This is a genomic window from Rhizobium tibeticum, from assembly GCF_900110205.1.
In the GTDB taxonomy this organism is placed as follows: Bacteria; Pseudomonadota; Alphaproteobacteria; order Rhizobiales; family Rhizobiaceae; genus Rhizobium; species Rhizobium tibeticum.
In genome coordinates this window covers 149,642-166,607 of record NZ_FOCV01000012.1, presented here as the reverse complement: position 1 = coordinate 166,607, position 16,966 = coordinate 149,642, and the positions used below count along the sequence as shown (strand labels likewise).

The window sequence follows — 16,966 nt, the reverse complement described above, 5'->3', positions numbered from 1 at the left end:
AACAAAAGAAATGACGTTCCGTTATGACAAGGAAGCGTGAAATTCGATGCCCTCAAACGCGCCATCGCGGCAGCTTGGCTTCCGCAGCGCTTGCTAGCCTTTTGAGCGCAAAACCTGCGAGCCCCGCGTGATCACCCCTGCCATGACCGCCGATATCGCCAAGGCCGCCAGTGGCGAGCCTCCCAGAGGGAACTATTCAAGGCCGCATAGCACGCGCCGTGAGCTTGGGCTGCGGCATAGTATTTGTGGGAACCTTTGGTCGCGATCTTCGTTAAGGGAGTGCAGCGTTTGAAATCCGCGCTGCCGGACCAGCATCGCCTATGTCGGTCCAAAAGGCCCGGTGGATTCTACCCGCCGGGCTTTTCTCTGTGGACATTCCCTTCCCGCCCTCATCTCATGGACTGGCTCAACGCGATTCCAGTTCGTTTTGAACAACTTGCGGTCTGGCGCATTACCTATCATTCCAACTGGGAAACGCCCCGATGACCATCACCGCCAAAGTTACTGCTGCCTTGTGCCTGCTCATCGCATTGAGTTCGTGCGCAAACACGATCAAGGGCGTTGGGCGCGATGCGGCCAATACCGTCAATGCTACCCAGAACGCCGGCAGTCGTGTCGCGCACGCTGCGTCCCGTTAATTTCATTGATGGTTCGCAGCCATTTACCGGGCCGGGCCTGATGTCCGGTTTGAACGCTGCTGAGGACCCGTCCTTGGTGGGCATGCCAAACTGCGTTTCGGCACGGACGTCTTTAATCTTCGCGTCAAATTGTCCGAAATAATCGGCGGGCCTTGAAATCGCATTGATCGCGGCAAAGATTCCTCCTGATGCGATGGAGGCCACGCCATGTCGAACTATAGAGAGGAAAGGCGGTTTCGGTGTCAGGACGACGGAGGGAAAACCTACGTTGTCATTCAGCAGATCAGGATTTCTGGACAGAACGCGGCTTCGCCCAAGACCGATTATATGACGGAGGACGGCGAGATCGTGAATCGGCTCGATGAAGAACATTTCCTCCTCCTGCTCGATGGCCACATACTGCATATTCCCCATGTTTCGGATGCTGATCATTGAGCGTAGCGTTTGTCTTCCTGGCGACGCCGATTGCGGCACGGATGACACCGGACCCGAGACTTCTATTTTGGTAGCATCTGATCGCACGTTGCAGAAATTGTGTGCGGCTGTCTTTCACCGCATTCCGTTTCCGATGCGTTTAACGCCCGGCGGTGCGAGGCAAGCTCCATCGAATCATAACGCTCTGTGTTCATCTCGCACATGACTGGAACATGAACGCCGGTTTCAGTGCGCATTCATTCCTTACATCTAATCTGTCGAACCAACAGCGCTCCAAAGGCGTTACGTGAGCAGATACAGATGGAGACCGATCATGAGAAAGCTTATTGTTGCAGCTGCCGGGTTCGCGACGCTGCTTGTGAGCGCACCGGCTTTCGCGGACGGCGTATACTTCGAATTCGGCTCCGGAGGTCCGCGCTACTATGACGATCCGCCACCGCCCCGCTACTACAGACACGGCCCGCGCTATGCCTACGACGATGACGATGACGATTATGATCGTCCGCGCTATGCGTCCCGGCAGGTATGCTGGGAACAGCCCTACCAGAAGAAGAGCCATCATCACTACATCACCAAATACAGGACCGTCTGCCGCGAGCGCTAATGCGTCGTCGCCGACGGCGTGAGAATCCCCGTCGATCTCTGGTGCGCAGACAGCGCGCCAGCATGTCAGGAGGCTCTTTTCAAGAGAAGCGCAAAAAGGTGATTGGCCCCGGTGCCTAGGCTGCGATAGGACTTCGCGGATGATTGCCTGCCGCCGGAGTCCCTAAGTGTCGATCGCCGATATTTCCTTGTTGAGCGCCCTATTTGCCGGCGCGCTGTCGTTCCTGTCTCCCTGCGTCCTGCCTCTCGTTCCGCCCTATCTCTGCTACATGGCCGGCATTTCCGTCGAGCAGTTCCGCGGCGGCAGCGCGATCGCCGTTGCCCCGGATGGGCGGCGGGGCGTGCTGTTTTCAGCGCTTTTCTTCACGCTCGGCTTCGCCACCGTTTTCGTGGCGCTCGGGGCTGGCGCATCCAGCATCGGCATGGCGCTTCGCCAGCATCTCGATCTCCTGGCAAAGATCGGCGGCCTGATCATCATCGTCATGGGTTTGAATTTCCTCGGGGTCTTCCGAATTGGAATTCTGGCCCGCGAGGCGCGCTTTCAGGGCAGCGGCAAGCCGGCGACGTTGACGGGTGCCTATGTCATGGGCCTAGCCTTCGCTTTCGGCTGGACACCCTGCATCGGCCCGGTGCTCGGTGCGATCCTTGGCGTCGCAGCCTCGCGGGAGACAGTTGGCTCGGGTGCCGGGCTCCTCGCCGTCTATTCCCTTGGCCTTGCCATCCCGTTCTGGATTGCCGCTGGTTTTTCCGGTGCCTTCATGGGCTTTCTGACGCGCTTCCGCCGACATCTCGGAACCGTCGAGAAAGTCATGGGCGCGTTCCTGATCCTGACCGGCCTCGCTTTCATGTTCGGTTTCGTCAGTGACGTGGCAATCTGGTTCCAGCAGACCTTTCCAATCCTGATGAAAATCGGCTAAGCCGAAATCGCCCCCGCAGGAATTTGCGTTGGAATAGCCGCCGTTGTCCGATATCGTCAGTCTGCTTCTGCCGTTTTTCGGCCTGATCCTCATTGGCTATATCGCAGGGAAAGTGACGAAGCAGCCCGCCGACGCGCTCGGCTGGATGAACACCTTCATTATCTATGCCGCGCTGCCTGCGCTCTTCTTCAAACTCGTCTCACGCACACCCTTCGAGGATCTGACACGCATCGATTTCATCGCCACCGATCTCGCTGCGACGTATTCGATCTTCATTGTGCTGTTTGCGATCGGTCGCTGGATCCGCGGCAGTTCGCTCGCTGACTGCACGATCCAGTCGTTTGCCGGCGCATATGGCAATATCGGTTACATGGGGCCTGGCCTAGCCTTGCTGGCTCTGGGCGAAGGTGCGGCTGTGCCGGTTGCGCTTATCGTCTGCCTTGAGAACGCACTGCATTTCATCGTCGCACCCGCGCTCATGGCGGCAGCTGGCGATGATCGGCGCTCCGCCGGGCGGCTGGCGATCGATATTGCTCGGAAAGTGGCCTTTCACCCCTTCATCCTTTCGACGGCGCTCGGCTTCGTTGCCGCAGGCTTGCACATCGATCAGCCGCTCGCCTTCCAGCGCTTCGTTGAATATCTCGCGCAGGCCGCCGCACCTTGCGCCTTGTTTGCCATGGGCGTCACGCTGGCCCTTAGGCCGCTGAAGCGGATACCAGCCGAGATCGGCTATATCGTTCCGGCCAAGCTCATTGTGCACCCGATCGTCGTCTATCTCGCACTGACAGCGGTTGGCGGCGTCGAGCCGGTCTGGATCTATGCCGCGGTACTGCTCGCCGCCCTGCCGACGGCAACCAATGTCTTCGTCATCGGCCAGCTATACGGAGTCTGGCAGGAGCGCGCCTCGGCGACGATCCTGATCACGACGGCCCTTTCCGTCGTGACGGTCTCGCTCATCCTGATCGCGATCAAATCAGGCTTTCTTCCGGCTTAGCTTTTCCTTGATGGCGCCGGGAATGTCGCGAAAGCCGCGACCGGGCTCGATGCCCTCGCGCATGACGATGCTGCGCAGTGGCGGGAGTGCCGACAGGATGTGCAGGCCGGCAGCGCGCATCACCTGAACAGGCAGGAAATCGGACAGCAATGAGCGGTTGAGGAGATCGACGCTTGCCGTGCGGGTCATGATATCGGCGCGGCGCTTGCGATCGAAACGGTCGCCGGCATCGGCGGCGATCGGCAGTTCGGGCCGTGCGCAGAGAATATCCGAAAGCGCCATGACATCGCGCAGGCTGAGGTTGAGCCCTTGTGCACCGATCGGCGGGAAGACGTGCGAAGCCTCGCCGATCAGGGCAATCCGCCCTTTGCCGGAGCGATGTGCCATCATGCCGGAGAGCGGCCAGAGTTGCACACCTTCCTCCACGGCCACCTTGCCGAGCAGTGACTGCATTCGCTCTTCGACGACATTGCTCAATTCGGCAAGCGAGAGTTCGTTGCGCGCGACGGCGTCGGAAGGGTTCTGGACCCAGACGAGGCTGGAGCGATTGCCCGGTAGCGGCACCTGCGTGAATGGTCCGCTTTCCGTATGGAACTCGGTCGAGATATTCTCATGCGGCAGCGAATGTTCGAAGTTCAACACCATGGCCGATTGGGGATAGGACCAGGTGCGAACGTCTATGCCGGCGGTTTCGCGGAGCTTCGACTTGCGCCCATCGGCGCCGACCGCGAAAGTCGCCGAGAGGACTTCGCCATCGGCGAGCGTGACTGTCACGTGCTCCGCGCCGATGTCGATCACGTCGGCAAAAGACGTGAAACGCGTGATATTGCCTTCAACCGCAATCGCAGCCTCCAGCACCTCCATCAGCGCCCTGTTCGGGAAATTGTAGCCGAAGGCCTCCAGGTCCAGTTCGACGGACCGGAAGGTGGTGATCGGCGCGCGCAGCAAACGATTCGTGCCGTCGATGATGCGCATCGTGGAAAGCGGAGCGGCAGCCGCGCGCAGCTTATCCCAAAGGGTCAGCCTGTCGAGGAAGCGGATCGACTGATCCATGAGCGCGGTCGTGCGCCGGTCCTGGCTGGCTGACGGGGGAGCAACGAGAACCACGTTGCGTCCACCGCGTGCCAGGGCGATAGCGGCAATCATGCCGGCAAGCCCGCCGCCGACAACCGCGATTTCAAAAGTCTTCATTGCACCGTTCCGTCAATTCATCGACGGCGATCCGGTGCTTATGCAGCCGGCTTCGCCTGACGGCGCCAACTATAGCCCTTGCCGGCGTCCGCGTCACGCACAGCCGGTTGATAATGATGCGGAATTCCCGGCAGGCGGCGCTCCGTCAGACGCTTGATCGCAGTCTCATTAGCCACCGCGAAGCTGTCGATACCGACGCGCTGCATCAGCGGGATCTGATCGATCAGCACGTCACCGACGGCGCGCAGTTCGTTGGTGTATCCGAGGCGGCCGCGAAGCAGCGACGCATGGCTGAACGCGCGGCCATCATTGAACGCCGGAAAGGCCACCGCGACGATTTCAAGCCGATAGAGGTATGGCTCGAGCTTGCGCACATCGTCCGCCGGCTTGATCAGCACGCCGAAGCCGACTTCATTGCTCTCGTCGGCTTTGGCGATCAGCTCATCCAGGCCAAGAAGGGGCTTCTGCCCCTCGCCTGCCTTCACCTCTTCCGTCTCGATCACCCAGGGATCGTTGTCGACGAAGCCGGTTTCTCTCCAGATCTTGCTCATCGTCGCCTCCTTACGCCGCTTCCGCCGCCGAACCATACAGCGCGTCCTTGAACGGCTGTGGACCGACGCGGCGATAGGTGTCGAGGAAGATCTCTGACGGTTCCTTGCGGATCGCGAGGTAGGTGTTGACGATCGTTTCGATCGCATCGGTCACCTTCTCGGGCTCGAAGCCACGACCGATGATCTCGCCGATCGACGTGTGCTCGTCGCCTGACCCGCCGAGCGTGATCTGGTAGAGCTCAGCGCCCTTCTTTTCCACGCCAAGCAGGCCGATATGACCGACATGGTGATGGCCGCAGGCATTGATGCAGCCGGAGATCTTGATTTTCAGCTCGCCTATCTCGGCTTGACGAGCTGGATCGCCGAAGCGCCTGGAGATTTCCTGCGCCACCGGAATGGAGCGCGCATTGGCGAGCGCGCAGTAGTCCAGCCCGGGACAGGCAATGATGTCAGTGATGAGACCGGCATTAGCCTCCGCAAGGCCGATGGCTACCAGACCGCGATAGACGGCTTCGAGGTCGGCGAGTGCCACATGCGGCAGGATCAGGTTCTGCTCGTGGCTGACGCGGATTTCATCGAAGGCATATTCCTCAGCGATATCGGCAACGGCATCCATCTGGCTATCGGAAGCATCGCCTGGGATGCCGCCGATCGGCTTCAGCGAGATCGTCACCATGCCGTAGTCGGGATGCTTGTGTGGCTGTACGTTCTGCTGCACCCAGCGGGCAAAAGCCGGGTCGGCCTTCTTCCAGCGGGCAAGGTTCTCCCAGCCTTCGGCGCGATCGGGTAGAGCCGGCGGCGCGAAATAGGCCGCAATCGCTTCGACGTCCTGCTCGGGCAGCTTCAGTTCGGTATCCCTAAGCTCTGCGAATTCGGCCTCGACCTGGCGTGCCAATTCTTCCGCTCCGGTTTCATGCACGAGGATCTTGATGCGGGCCTTGTACTTGTTGTCGCGACGGCCATGCAGGTTATACACGCGCATGACTGCGGTCGTATAGGATAGCAGATCCTCCTCCGGCAGAAAGTCGCGGATCAGCTTGGCGATCATCGGCGTGCGGCCCTGGCCGCCACCGACATACACGGCAAAGCCGATTTCGCCCTTGTCGTTCTTCTTCAGATGCAGGCCGATGTCGTGGACCTGGATCGCAGCGCGGTCGCGCTCGGCACCGGTGACGGCAATCTTGAACTTTCGCGGCAGGAACGAGAACTCCGGATGCACGGAGGACCACTGGCGCAGGATTTCCGCATAGGGACGCGGATCGGCGACTTCATCCGCAGCAGCGCCGGCGAAGTGATCGGCCGTGACGTTGCGGATGCAGTTGCCCGAGGTCTGCATCGCGTGCATCTCGACCGTGGCAAGCTCGGCCAGCACATCAGGCATGTCGGAGAGCTTCGGCCAGTTGAACTGCAGGTTCTGGCGCGTGGTGAAGTGGCCATAACCGCGGTCATAAGTGCGCGCGACATGAGCGAGCATGCGCATTTGACGAGAGCTTAGCGTGCCATAGGGAATGGCGATGCGCAGCATGTAAGCGTGGAGTTGCAGATAGACGCCGTTCATCAGGCGCAGCGGCTTGAACGCGTCCTCGGCGAGCTCGCCGGAAAGGCGGCGCTGCACCTGGTCGCGAAACTGCTCGACGCGCTCGGCGACAAAAGCGTGGTCAAATTCGTCGTAACGATACATCTGCTTCCTCAGACTGCGATGAATGCGGGGTCGGCGGGCTTGTAGCCCGGCGCGTATTCCATGGTCGGACCCTGGGCACGAATGCGCTCGCGAAGGCGCAGCGGCCAGAGCACGCCGTTGGTCTCCTGAACTTCGACGACGGCAACATCGACGACCTCGTTGTCGGCATAGGACTTCTTGCCAATCGCTTCCAGCGCCGCAACGGCTTCAGCATGGCGAGCAACGAGGGCGTCCTGCAGCGAGGTGACCCATTCGCCATTGGCGTTCAACCAGACGGCGACACCATCCGTCAATCGGTTGGCGGTCAGAACCTTGTCTACCATGTTCAGCTCCTTGCAAATTCGTCGGACCGGGCGCGTTCGCGTACCAGCGGTTCCGACAGTTCGAAATTGGCGCCTGCGACCGCATCGCCGATAATGACCATGACCGGGCCGGTCAACTCGTTGCGGTGCTGCAGGTCGGGAAGATCCCGCAAAATCCCATGCAATAGACGGCGATCGGAGCGGCTGGCGTTCTCGACGACGGCAACCGTCGTTTCCGCGGGAAGGCCGGCCTGCATCAGGCGTTCAGCTACCGAGGCGGCAACGGTACGGCCCATATAGACGGCGATTGTCGCACCGGATACCGCAAGGCTTGCCCAATCCGGCAAGACATCGCCCGTCAGATCGTGGCCGGTCGTGAAGACCAGCGAGGACGCAACGCCCCGCAGCGTCAGAGGCAGCTCGAAATCGGCAGCGGCGGCGAATGCCGAGGTGATGCCCGGCACCACTTCATAGGAAATGCCAGCAACTCGTAGAGCCGCCATTTCCTCCCCTGCCCGACCGTAGACCAGCGGATCGCCGGACTTCAGGCGAACGACACGCTTGCCTTCGCGACCGAGGTGCACGAGAAGATCGTTGATCTCCTCCTGTGACTTCGAATGGCACCCCTTGCGCTTGCCGACCGATAGCCGCTCGGCGTCGCGGCGGCCCATGTCGACAATTTCCTGCGGCACGAGGGCATCATAGACGATGACATCGGCTTCCATCATCACACGCTGGGCGCGCAGCGTCAGCAGGTCCGCTGCGCCTGGCCCGGCACCGACCAGCCATACGTGGCCCTCGACCTTTTCTGCAGACTGCAGCAGGCTATTGGCTGCACGACGCGCCTGCGGCAGGTTCTCGTTGGCGACAGCGTCCGCGACCACGCCGGAGAAGAAACGGCGCCAGAACAGACGGCGCGCAGCCCCCTTCGGCACGAGATGCTCGACGGTTTTGCGATAGCTGGTGGCAAGATCGGCCAGACGCCCCAGCGACGGCGCAAGCAGTTGGTCCACCTGGGCGCGTATCATCTGTGCGAGTACCGGTCCAGCGCCTTCCGTACCGATTGCGACAGCCACCGGCGCTCGATTGACAAGCGCAGGCGTAAAGAAATCGCAATAGTCAGGCTGATCGACGGCGTTGGCGGGCACTTTCTCGGCGCGTGCGGCCTCGACGATGACGCGATCCTGCGCGGCGTCGCCTGTCGCCGCAAAGACCAGAGTTGCCCTGCGGACCTGTTCGGCTACAAAGCCGGCGCGCACGGTTTCGATGCGATTGGCGATCAGATAGGCGTGATAATCGGCCTCGGGGCGATCGGTATAGGCAACGACGCTCGCCTGCGTATTCAGCAGCAGGCGAACCTTCGCAAAGGCTTCGTCGCCATTGCCGAAGACAGCCGTGATCTTGCCCTCGACGCGAAAGAAGGCAGGAAATACCGACAGTTGTTCACTCTTGGAAGGCATCATCAATCCATTTCGAAGTTGCCGGAATATGCACCGTCCAGCCAGGCAAATGAAGAAACAGAAATTCCAAAGCCTGCGCGGGTGCGTATTCTTTTACCCGCTCTTCCAACGATTTGAGTAAAAGTCACCGGTGCGGCGCAGCGGGCACACCTGGACCTGCCGCAACGCAGCAGAAGGCTGTGAGAAATCCGAGGACGCGATTAAATGGGCATTTGCCTCGTCTGGCGCTGCCGGTAGAGTGCAGTCACCAAGGAGACGACCATGCCCGACACGACCATCGCCGCCCGCCTGCTCAACGTGATGGAACATGACATCCTGCCGATGACCGAACGCGGGGTCGCCGCCGGCAACAAGGTATTCGGCGCCGCGATCCTTCGCAAATCCGACCTCTCGCTCGTCGTTGCGGAGACCAACAACGAGCTTGAAAACCCGCTGTGGCACGGCGAGGTGCACACGCTGAAGCGTTTCTACGAGCTTGGCGAGAAGCCAGCCACGAAGGACCTGGTCTTTCTCTCGACACACGAACCCTGCACTATGTGCATGTCTGCGATCACCTGGGCTGGGTTCGACAATTTCTACTATTTCTTCAGCCACGAAGATTCCCGCGACGCCTTCGCCATTCCCCATGACCTGAAGATCCTGAAGGAAGTCTTCGGTCTGGAACCTGGCGGCTACCGTCGCAGCAACGCATTCTGGAACAGCTTTGCGGTTGCCGATCTCGTCGAGACGGAAGACGAGCATTTGAAGGCCGCGTTGAAGGCACAAACGGCGCGCATCAAGGCGCGCTACGACGCGCTCTCCGACAGCTACCAGGCGTCGAAGGGCGACAACGACATTCCGCTGAATTGAGTGATCATGGACGCTTCCAAAGACATTTCACGCCTGATCGAGATCATGGCCGCGCTGCGCAATCGGGAAACCGGCTGTCCCTGGGACATCGTCCAGACATTTGAGACGATCAAACCCTACACGATCGAGGAGGCTTACGAGGTCTCCGATGCGATCGAGCGTAATGACATGGACGATCTCTGTGAGGAACTGGGCGACCTGCTACTGCAAGTCGTCTTCCACGCGCGCATGGCGGAAGAGGCCGGCGAGTTCGCATTTAGCGATGTCGTTGAGGCCATCACCCGCAAAATGATCCGCCGGCATCCACATGTCTTCGCCCGTTCCGATGCAGATACGCCGGATGCGGTGAAGAAGCAGTGGGACGATATCAAGCAGGCCGAAAAGCGCGAGCGCGCCGAACGGCGAGCCAAGCGCGGTGTCAGCGAGGATTTCAAGGCCGGTTTCCTGGGATCGGTCCAGCGAAATTTCCCTGCCCTGACCGAGGCGCTGAAGCTGCAGGAGCACGCTGCGAAGGTGGGCTTCGATTGGTCGGCGCCCGAGCCGATCCTCGACAAGATCGAGGAGGAAATCGGCGAGCTGCGCGCCGCGCTGGCCGAAGGCGATCAGGCGAAGGTCAGTGATGAACTCGGCGATCTTATCTTCGCCGTCGTCAACATCGGCAGGCACGTGAAGGCCGACCCAGAAGAATCTCTCCGCGGAACGAATATGAAATTTCGTAGACGCTTCAATCACATCGAAGCTGTTCTTGATGCAGAAGGTGAAACTCTGGCAGCAGCTAGCCTGGAGCGGATGGAAGAAATTTGGCAGGCGGCAAAGGCAATCGAACGGCAGTTGGGTTGAGCCGACACCCTCGCCTCACGTGAAGCGCAATCGCGGGCGTAAACTCAAGTACCCGCTATTGGGGAGCCTCTAGCGCTCCCAGTCCTCTTTGCCAGCCTTCGGCCCGTTGCCGAGACGGCGCTCCAATTCGACCGCTTCGGTTTCCGAGAGGCGCACATCGAGTGTGATCGACCCGTCCTCGTTGTCTTCGCGGTTGTCGACAATCGCGTGGTCGTAGAGCCAAGGCAGCAGCGCCAACTTGTCGACAGGCAAGCGTACGGTCGCTTCAGTCAGCACGCCGGAAAGCCTGCGGCTGATCTCTCCCATCAGCGTATCGATACCCTCACCGCTGATTGCGGATAGGGCAACCACGTTCTCGGCACCGCTCGCCTTCTGAACGATCGCATCGTGGGCTTCCGGCTCAAGGCGATCGATCTTGTTCCAGACCTCGATGATGCGCTTGTCGCTTTCGGCCTCGTCGATACCGAGGTCCTTCAGGATGCGGAGCACATCCGCGCTCTGCGCCTGGTTGTCGATGTCGGACATATCACGGACATGGAGGATGAGGTCGGCTTCCAAAACCTCTTCCAGCGTGGCGCGAAAGGCCGCGACAAGGTGAGTCGGAAGGTCCGAGATGAACCCGACCGTATCAGAGAGGATCACGGTGCGGCCATGCGGCAGCTTCATTCGGCGCAGTGTCGGATCGAGCGTCGCAAAGAGCATGTCTTCGGCAAGCACGCCTGCCCCGGTTATGCGATTGAATAGCGTCGACTTGCCGGCGTTGGTATAGCCGACCAGCGCCACGATTGGGTGCGGCACCTTCTTGCGCTTGGCGCGATGAAGCTGGCGTGTGCGCACGACCTGCTCCAGTTCGCGCTCGAGCTTGATGATGCGATCCTGCAGCATGCGACGGTCGGCTTCGATCTGGGTTTCACCGGGACCGCCCATGAAGCCGCCACCACCGCGCTGACGCTCCAAGTGCGTCCAGCTGCGGACCAGACGGCCCTTCTGGTAATTGAGATGCGCGAGATCGACCTGCAGCGTGCCTTCCTTGGTGGAAGCGCGGCGGCCGAAAATCTCGAGGATGAGGCCGGTGCGGTCAATGACCTTGGCGTTCCATTCTCTCTCGAGATTGCGCTGCTGTACCGGCGTTAGCGGATGGTCGACGATAACGAGACCAGAATCGTTCGCATCGAGCGTCGCCTTGATCTCTCCGATCTTGCCCGTGCCCATCAACGTTGCGGGTCGCGGATCGTTGACGGTTACGATGGTGCCATTCACCACATCAAGGTCGATCGCCTGGGCAAGACCGGTCGCCTCTTCCAGCCGGCTCTCGGGCGTCCTGGTGACCACGGGCGCAGCATCGCCCGCGCCGCGCCCGGCTCGCGCCTGCTTGAGCACAGGCACGACAACGGTCGCGCGCATGTCATCCCGGTGCTTAGCAGCTTCCGGGATGATCGAATCGTTCTTGGTATCGCGTGTCGAAATAATTGCAGTTCCTGTTAGGAAGCGGCTTCTTCGCTCTCAAACATCTGCATCGGCTGGCCGGGCATGATGGTCGAGATTGCGTGCTTATACACGAGTTGCGAATGGCCGTCACGGCGAAGCAGAACACAGAAGTTGTCGAAGGACGTAACCACACCCGTCAGCTTAACGCCGTTAATCAGAAAAATTGTCAGTGAAATCTTTTGCTTGCGAACAGTATTGAGAAATAAGTCCTGCAGATTCTGAGAACGTTCCGCCATCGCGCCGCTTCTTTCTTTATTGCCGGCTTCGTTTTGCCGGTGAAATACTAATCAACCTCGCCTGCAGGCAGCTGACAACCCTCATCCCCTCTGCCCAGAAAGCCTTGGTATCAAATCGCAATCTTTTCCGCAACGTCGAAAAAGGCCTCTCGAATTTTCTGGGAGATGCTGCCCGGATGACCGTTCGCGATTGACTGGCCATCGATCGACACGACCGGAAAGCAGATGCTGGTTGCAGCCGTGATGAAGACTTCGCGTGCGGCAAGCATCTCGGCCACCGAGAACTCCCGCTCTTCGATCGTCAGCCCCAGCTTGGCTCCGACATCGATCAGCGTCGTGCGGGTAATGCCGCGCAGAATGCCATGTTCTGCCGGGCGCGTGATGAGAGTACCATCGCGGTCGACCATCCAGACGTTGCTCGCAGCGCCCTCCTTCACCATGCCCGCGGCGTCGACATAGATCGCTTCCTGCGCCCCGGCTTCCTTCGCCTGCTGACGCGCCATCGCATTCGGCAGGAGGCCGACCGATTTGATGTCGACGCGATCCCATCGATTGTCCGGAACCGTAATTGCCTTGATGCCTCTGGCGTTCTTTTTGGCGATGATTGCGGGATCAGTACTCTTGGCGGTGATCACGAGCGACGGCAGGGTTCCCTCTGCCGGAAATACGTGATCGCGCCGCGCGACGCCGCGCGTGACCTGCATGTAGAAGAGACCGTTGCGGACCCGATTGCGCCGCAACGTTTCGCGAATGACCTGGGTTAGCGCATTACGACTCATCGGCCAGGCGATGCGCAACTCGCCAAGCGATCGGTCCAGTCTGTTTAGGTGGCGCGTAAGATCGACGATATAGCCATGCCTGATTTCACAGACTTCGTAGACGCCATCCGCGAACTGATAGCCGCGGTCCTCGATATGGACCATCGCGTTCGAGTGCGTGACATAACGGCCGTTCACATAGGCTATTTTGGGCATGGAGAACCTGTGCGTGGGGGTAAAAGCAGGTGAATGAGTGACGGCGCAGCAGCGCCGCCCTGGTCTCAAACGCCAAGCGACTTCAGCTTGCGGTGCAGCGCCGAACGCTCCATGCCGACGAACTCTGCGGTACGCGAGATATTGCCGCCAAAACGATTGATCTGCGCAATCAGGTAGTCCTTTTCGAACATTTCTCGTGCTTCGCGAAGCGGCAGCGTCATGATGTGATAGTCGTTTTTGGCCGAGACCTTCGGCAGCATGTCGCCGAGGTCGGTCGGTAGCATCTCGGCGGTGATGGGCGCGTCAGGACCGTCAGAACGGGCAAGGATCATCAGCCGCTCAATGTTGTTGCGCAGCTGGCGGATGTTGCCCGGCCAATCATGGGCCTGCAGCACGGCCATGGCGTCGTCGCCGATGCGGCGCGGACGGATGCCGGCCTGCTCGGAGATCTGCCGCATCAGCTGATCGACCAGGAACGGAATATCCTCGCGACGATCTGCCAGCGCCGGTACGCGCACCGGCACGACGGCGAGCCGATGGTAAAGATCTTCGCGGAACCAGCCCTCGGCGATGCGACTCTCCAGATTGTAGGCCGTCGACGAAACGATGCGCACATCGACCTTCACGCGCTTGGAGCCGCCGACGCGTTCGAACTGCTGATCGACGAGAACGCGCAGGATCTTGTTCTGCGTCTCGCGCGGCATTTCTCCGACTTCGTCAAGATAGAGAATGCCGCGGTGCGCCTCTTCCAACGCACCGATCTTGCGCGCCTGGCCGGGCGAACCTTCGGTACCGAACAGCGCGATCTCCATGCGCTCCGGCGTGATATTGGCGGCATTCAGCGCCACGAACGGACCGCTTGCACGCGCCGACTTCTTGTGGATCATCCGGGCGACGAGCTCCTTGCCGGAACCCGACGAGCCGAAAATCATGATCCGGCTGTTGGTCGGCGAAACCTTCTCGATCGTCTGGCGCAGTTGCGAGACCGCCACCGACGTACCGATGAGTTCGACCGGATCGCCAGCCTTGCGCTTGAGTTCCGATACCTCGCGCTTCAGCTTCGAATTCTCGAGCGCGCGTTCGGCGATCAGGATCAGCCGGTCGGCCTTGAACGGCTTCTCGATGAAATCGAATGCACCACGCTTGATGGCGGACACAGCAGTCTCGATGTTGCCGTGACCGGAAATCATGACGACGGGAATATCCGGGTGGCGCGTCTTGACCTCGTCGAGCAGCGATAGACCGTCGAGCTTGCTTCCCTGCATCCAGATGTCGAGGAAGATCAACCGCGGCGCACGATCGGAGATCGCTGCCAAAGCGCTGTCGCTATCGTGTGCCGTGCGGGTCTCATGTCCCTCATCAGACAGGATACCGGAGACGATCTCGCGGATGTCGTGCTCGTCATCGACGACCAGAATATCAGAGGCCATAAACACTTTCCTTGTCACTTGCGGCAGGGGCAGAAGGCACGGTTTCCAGACGTGGCAGGTGCACGCGGATCATGGCCCCTCTTCCCTGGTCGAAATCAGCGGGCGCATCATGCAGTTCGAGCTGCCCGCCATGTTCCTCAATAATTTTCTTGACGATCGCCAGACCAAGCCCGGTGCCCTTCTCGCGCATCGTCGTATACGGTTCGAGAATGCTATGGCGGTTCTCCACCGGCAGGCCGCGACCGTTGTCGATCACATCGACGGTAAAGCGGTCGCGTACCTGATCGAGCGAAGCACGAACCAGGATCTTGCGTTCTTCGCGCTCGCCGCTCGGCACGGCTTCAATCGCCTCCACCGCATTCTTGATCAGATTGCCGAAAGCCTGACCGAGCATACGACTATCAAATTGTCCTTCCAGGGGCTGGTCGCCCAGTTCCTGCTGGAAGCTCACGTGACTGTTGCCCATCTCGCGCAGGAACACCGCGTCGTGCAGGATCTTGCGGAGATCGCTCGGCTCCTTGATCGGCTTCGGCATCCGAGCGAACGATGAGAACTCGTCGACCATGCGGCCGATATCGCCCACCTGGCGGATGATGGTCTCCGTGCACTGGTCGAAGACACCCCGGTCGTCCTGGTCGATCTGTTTCCCGTAGCGGCGCTGGATTCGCTCGGCCGACAGCTGGATCGGCGTCAGCGGATTCTTGATTTCGTGAGCGATACGACGGGCGACATCGCCCCATGCCGTCGAGCGCTGGGCGATGACGAGATCAGTGATGTCATCGAGCGTGATGACATAGGATTCGCTCATGTCGCGAACCTCCTCGCGCGTCACCTGGACGCTGAGGGTCCGTACGGTCCCAGCGCGCACAAGAGCGATCTGCTTGCGGAAATCGCCACGATAGCGGGAAGCAGCTTCGGTCAAAACCTGATCCACCTCGGGCGCAATCTCGGAAAGCTGCTTGCCGAGCATTTCCGACGCCGGCAACGCCATCAGGGCTTCCGCCGAACTGTTGACGATCGTCACCCTGCGGTCGTTCTCGACACCGATGACCGAGGCCGTCACGCCGGAAAGAACGGCTTCGATGAAGCGACGACGGTCGTCCACTTCGTCCTTGGCCTCCAGGATCTCGTCACGTTGCGTGCGGATTTCCGAGATCATCTTGTTGAATGTGCGCGACAGGCTTGCAACGTCGCCGTCCACGGCATGGACGGGCACGACGATATCCATGTTACCCGAAGCCACGCTATCCGCCGCCGTAATCAGCAGCCGGATCGGGCGCACGATACGGTCGGCTACGGCAATCGCCGTCCAGATGGCAGCGAGCAGAACGATGAGAGCGAAGCCGATGTAAAGGACCGCGAACGCGATCTGCAGTGAGAAACGTCCCGCTTCCATCGATTTATATTCGGTGGCGTTCTCCTCCATCATCCGCATGGCGCCCATCACCTTCGGATCCACGGCGCGAACCGTGTAGAGAAACGCACCATTAATCGCATCGAGCTTGATGATCGCGCCGACTAAGTTCGTTATGCCCGGCGGGATCAAGGTGGGCTGCCCGGCCGCGGCCTTGTTCAAAGCGTCCTGAGGAATTGCCGGCAGCGGCTTCTCGGTCTTGATATCAGCCTGGATAATCACAGAGCCGTCAGATTGGACCAGAAATGCGCCCAGCAGCCCGCGGCCCCGCGCCTGTCGCGTCATCAAATCGGAAAAGCCTGTGCGATCGAGATTGAACAGCGCTCGATTGCGTTCGAGGTCGTTCGCCATCGATACGGTCTGGCCCTGCAGGTAGCTCGCATTCTCCATCATGTATGCCTGCCCGATGTTGCGGGAGGAACTGATGATCGACTGCGTACGAAGGGCAAACCACCGGTCGAGGCCGGCATTCAGCGTGATGCTGGCGAAAATGGCGACAAGGATCGCCGGGGTGATTGCGACGATCGAAAAGAGCACAACAATGCGGATGTGAAGGCGTGCCGCCGCGCGCCCGCGTTTGCGTGCCTTGACGAGGCGGGAAACCTCACGTGCAATGAGGGCCATCAAACCGAGTACGAAGAACGAGTTCACGACGACGGAGGTGACGACGACATGGTAGGTCGGCGCGATCGGGGTCAACCCAAGCAAGACGAAGAGCGTCAGCGTCGCGCAGAGAAGCGCCCCGCCGGCAAGGATCAGGCCCGGTAGCGCAAACAGGGCACGGCGATCGGTCACGGCCGTGACAGCTTCGCCTTCCGCCGCAGGCGGCATCGCATCCTGTTCCATTCGCTTAATTCTCCTGGCGGCAGACCGTCGCTTCCGCCGCTCCCCGCGGACAGGGCCGGAAGCCGCCAGCCTGCCGACACGACGCAACGACAAGTGCCGTTCGCTCTTGGGCAGCTG

Annotated in this window: 17 protein-coding genes; 7 read left to right on the top strand and 10 right to left on the bottom strand. The window is 60.3% G+C overall.

The genetic code is table 11. The features are described from left to right. Window positions 1-482 precede the first annotated feature (482 nt). The 5 genes from BSG20_RS37425 to BSG20_RS15445 all read left to right on the top strand — a co-directional run bounded on the left by BSG20_RS37425 (window position 483) and on the right by BSG20_RS15445 (window position 3,587). Window positions 483-638, top strand: a complete 156-nt coding sequence (locus tag BSG20_RS37425; RefSeq protein WP_072376468.1) for an entericidin domain-containing protein — start codon at window positions 483-485, stop codon at window positions 636-638. 207 nt (window positions 639-845) lie between these two features. After that, window positions 846-1,073, top strand: a complete 228-nt coding sequence (locus tag BSG20_RS37420; RefSeq protein ID WP_024316999.1) for a hypothetical protein — start codon at window positions 846-848, stop codon at window positions 1,071-1,073. A gap of 313 nt (window positions 1,074-1,386) precedes the next feature. After that, complete coding sequence (locus BSG20_RS15455; RefSeq protein WP_072376470.1) at window positions 1,387-1,677, top strand: hypothetical protein; 291 nt, start codon at window positions 1,387-1,389, stop codon at window positions 1,675-1,677. A 166-nt stretch (window positions 1,678-1,843) separates the two neighbouring features. Then, a complete protein-coding gene (locus BSG20_RS15450; protein ID WP_072376472.1) occupies window positions 1,844-2,593 on the top strand; it encodes a cytochrome c biogenesis CcdA family protein in 750 nt (249 codons plus the stop codon). 43 nt (window positions 2,594-2,636) lie between these two features. After that, window positions 2,637-3,587, top strand: a complete 951-nt coding sequence (locus BSG20_RS15445) for an AEC family transporter (protein ID WP_072376474.1) — start codon at window positions 2,637-2,639, stop codon at window positions 3,585-3,587. Here BSG20_RS15445 and BSG20_RS15440 read toward each other — a convergent pair. Genes BSG20_RS15440 through cysG form a run of 5 tightly spaced genes read right to left on the bottom strand, consistent with a single transcriptional unit; the run spans window position 3,567 to window position 8,772 of the window. Continuing rightward, window positions 3,567-4,778, bottom strand: coding sequence for a UbiH/UbiF family hydroxylase (locus BSG20_RS15440; protein WP_072376476.1), 1,212 nt, complete (start codon window positions 4,776-4,778; stop codon window positions 3,567-3,569). The genes BSG20_RS15445 and BSG20_RS15440 overlap by 21 nt on opposite strands. Before the next feature lie 38 nt (window positions 4,779-4,816). Further along, window positions 4,817-5,329, bottom strand: coding sequence for a DUF934 domain-containing protein (locus BSG20_RS15435; RefSeq protein ID WP_072376478.1), 513 nt, complete (start codon window positions 5,327-5,329; stop codon window positions 4,817-4,819). A gap of 10 nt (window positions 5,330-5,339) precedes the next feature. After that, window positions 5,340-7,010, bottom strand: a complete 1,671-nt coding sequence (locus BSG20_RS15430) for a nitrite/sulfite reductase (RefSeq protein ID WP_047517260.1) — start codon at window positions 7,008-7,010, stop codon at window positions 5,340-5,342. 8 nt (window positions 7,011-7,018) lie between these two features. Next, the gene (locus BSG20_RS15425) at window positions 7,019-7,333 is read right to left on the bottom strand and encodes a DUF2849 domain-containing protein (protein ID WP_037117850.1); all 315 of its coding nucleotides are present in this window, start codon (window positions 7,331-7,333) and stop codon (window positions 7,019-7,021) included. Between the two features lie 2 nt (window positions 7,334-7,335). After that, window positions 7,336-8,772, bottom strand: coding sequence for a siroheme synthase CysG (gene cysG / locus BSG20_RS15420; RefSeq protein ID WP_072376690.1), 1,437 nt, complete (start codon window positions 8,770-8,772; stop codon window positions 7,336-7,338). Between the two features lie 261 nt (window positions 8,773-9,033). Here cysG and BSG20_RS15415 point away from each other — a divergent pair, with 261 nt between their 5' ends. Then, entirely contained in the window at window positions 9,034-9,621 is a 588-nt protein-coding gene (locus BSG20_RS15415; RefSeq protein WP_072376480.1) for a nucleoside deaminase, read from the top strand. Between the two features lie 6 nt (window positions 9,622-9,627). Continuing rightward, a complete protein-coding gene (mazG, locus tag BSG20_RS15410; protein WP_072376692.1) occupies window positions 9,628-10,461 on the top strand; it encodes a nucleoside triphosphate pyrophosphohydrolase in 834 nt (277 codons plus the stop codon). A gap of 69 nt (window positions 10,462-10,530) precedes the next feature. On the opposite strand, the gene hflX is transcribed toward mazG, so the two are convergent. From hflX to BSG20_RS15385, 5 genes are all read right to left on the bottom strand, one after another. Continuing rightward, entirely contained in the window at window positions 10,531-11,865 is a 1,335-nt protein-coding gene (gene hflX / locus BSG20_RS15405; protein ID WP_072376482.1) for a GTPase HflX, read from the bottom strand. 77 nt (window positions 11,866-11,942) lie between these two features. Next, a complete protein-coding gene (gene hfq, locus BSG20_RS15400) occupies window positions 11,943-12,185 on the bottom strand; it encodes an RNA chaperone Hfq (protein ID WP_003539403.1) in 243 nt (80 codons plus the stop codon). Window positions 12,186-12,295: 110 nt separating this feature from the next. After that, on the bottom strand, window positions 12,296-13,159 hold the full coding sequence (locus tag BSG20_RS15395) for a D-amino-acid transaminase (protein WP_072376484.1): 864 nt from the start codon (window positions 13,157-13,159) through the stop codon (window positions 12,296-12,298). A gap of 65 nt (window positions 13,160-13,224) precedes the next feature. Next, window positions 13,225-14,589 (bottom strand): nitrogen assimilation response regulator NtrX, encoded by a 1,365-nt coding sequence (ntrX, locus tag BSG20_RS15390; RefSeq protein WP_024316986.1) that lies wholly within the window; start codon window positions 14,587-14,589, stop codon window positions 13,225-13,227. Beyond that, window positions 14,579-16,849, bottom strand: coding sequence for a sensor histidine kinase NtrY-like (locus BSG20_RS15385; protein WP_072376486.1), 2,271 nt, complete (start codon window positions 16,847-16,849; stop codon window positions 14,579-14,581). The genes ntrX and BSG20_RS15385 overlap by 11 nt, the downstream gene beginning before the upstream one ends. Window positions 16,850-16,966: the final 117 nt, after the last annotated feature.

Coding starts and splice junctions, on each gene's coding strand:
- BSG20_RS37425 (WP_072376468.1), top strand. CDS start 483: ATGACCATCACCGCCAAAGTTACTGCTGCCTTGTGCCTGCTCATCGCA.
- BSG20_RS37420 (WP_024316999.1), top strand. CDS start 846: ATGTCGAACTATAGAGAGGAAAGGCGGTTTCGGTGTCAGGACGACGGA.
- BSG20_RS15455 (WP_072376470.1), top strand. CDS start 1,387: ATGAGAAAGCTTATTGTTGCAGCTGCCGGGTTCGCGACGCTGCTTGTG.
- BSG20_RS15440 (WP_072376476.1), bottom strand. CDS start 4,778: ATGAAGACTTTTGAAATCGCGGTTGTCGGCGGCGGGCTTGCCGGCATG.
- BSG20_RS15435 (WP_072376478.1), bottom strand. CDS start 5,329: ATGAGCAAGATCTGGAGAGAAACCGGCTTCGTCGACAACGATCCCTGG.
- BSG20_RS15430 (WP_047517260.1), bottom strand. CDS start 7,010: ATGTATCGTTACGACGAATTTGACCACGCTTTTGTCGCCGAGCGCGTC.
- BSG20_RS15425 (WP_037117850.1), bottom strand. CDS start 7,333: ATGGTAGACAAGGTTCTGACCGCCAACCGATTGACGGATGGTGTCGCC.
- cysG (WP_072376690.1), bottom strand. CDS start 8,772: ATGCCTTCCAAGAGTGAACAACTGTCGGTATTTCCTGCCTTCTTTCGC.
- BSG20_RS15415 (WP_072376480.1), top strand. CDS start 9,034: ATGCCCGACACGACCATCGCCGCCCGCCTGCTCAACGTGATGGAACAT.
- mazG (WP_072376692.1), top strand. CDS start 9,628: ATGGACGCTTCCAAAGACATTTCACGCCTGATCGAGATCATGGCCGCG.
- hflX (WP_072376482.1), bottom strand. CDS start 11,865: ATGCGCGCGACCGTTGTCGTGCCTGTGCTCAAGCAGGCGCGAGCCGGG.
- hfq (WP_003539403.1), bottom strand. CDS start 12,185: ATGGCGGAACGTTCTCAGAATCTGCAGGACTTATTTCTCAATACTGTT.
- BSG20_RS15395 (WP_072376484.1), bottom strand. CDS start 13,159: ATGCCCAAAATAGCCTATGTGAACGGCCGTTATGTCACGCACTCGAAC.
- ntrX (WP_024316986.1), bottom strand. CDS start 14,589: ATGGCCTCTGATATTCTGGTCGTCGATGACGAGCACGACATCCGCGAG.
- BSG20_RS15385 (WP_072376486.1), bottom strand. CDS start 16,849: ATGGAACAGGATGCGATGCCGCCTGCGGCGGAAGGCGAAGCTGTCACG.